The following is a 1,198-nucleotide window of genomic DNA, read 5'->3' on the forward strand; positions in this document are numbered from 1 at the left end:
CCCACTCGCATCACGATACCTTTTTCCGCCAGTTTGGATTGTTGACGTTGGATCTGATCCACCAGCTCACCGCGAACACCGCCAACACCAACAACAAACACATCGAGGAAGTATTTCGAGTTAAATAGGTTTTCGTGACACGCTTTGATCGCCTCAGAAATTTTGTCTTCCGGAATTACCGCAGAGATAGCACGCTCTGAAGAACCCTGCGCAATCGCGACGATATTAACATTCACTTCCGCAAGAGACGAGAAGCAACGTGAAGCAACACCACGGGATGTACGCATGCCGTCACCAACCAAGGTAACGATAGAAACATCATCGATAAAATCAACCGGTCCCAATAGCCCGTCTTTTAGTTCAAGCTTAAACGTATCCGCCAGCACTTGTTGAGCTTTCATCTTATCATCGGCCTCGATACAGAAGCTGATGCTGTACTCAGACGATGATTGAGTAATTAATACAATAGAGACACCAGCAGAAGACATCGCACCAAATACTCGGCTCGCCATGCCTACCATCCCCTTCATACCTGGGCCTGATACGTTAACCATGGTTAGGTCGTTAAGCGTTGTAATATCTTTGATCGCAAGATTATCTTCACCAGTATCTTGGCCGAGAAGCGTACGCGCGCCTTGAGGGTTAAAGCTGTTTTTGATCAGACATGGAATGTGGAATTGCGCGATAGGAGCAATGGTCTTCGGATGCAGAACGGATGCACCGAAGTAAGAAAGCTCCATTGCTTCTTGATAGCTGAGTGACTTAAGCAGTCGTGCATCTTCAACCAATCGAGGATCGCAGTTGTAAACACCATCCACGTCCGTCCAGATTTCACAACAATCAGCACGTAAACAAGCCGCTAATACTGCCGCTGAATAGTCAGAACCGTTACGACCCAGCGTCACCAATTCGCCTTTTTCATTACCCGCAGTAAAGCCCGGCATGATGTTCACATGATCTTTAGGAAGAGGATTTTGACGGAAGTTCTGTGTCGATACATCAACATCCACCATGGCTTCTAGGTGATCGCCTTGCGCATACAGATATTCAACAGGATCAATGAGGTTCGCTTTTTGCCCTTTGGCTTCCAGTACCGCCTTCATCAATTGAATCGAAACTCGCTCACCTTTACTGATGATGCGAGCATTGACGTTGTTTGGACACATACCAAGTAAGTTAATGCCGTGCACAAACTGAC

General features: G+C 46.9%; 1 protein-coding gene. It reads right to left on the reverse strand.

The genetic code is table 11. From position 1 onward, the window contains the following. The coding region (locus R7F07_RS25105; RefSeq protein ID WP_318110650.1) for an aspartate kinase at positions 1-1,198 on the reverse strand (1,198 nt) is incomplete at both ends.

The organism is Vibrio sp. YT-16 (genome assembly GCF_033337405.1).
Taxonomy (GTDB): Bacteria; Pseudomonadota; Gammaproteobacteria; order Enterobacterales; family Vibrionaceae; genus Vibrio; species Vibrio alginolyticus.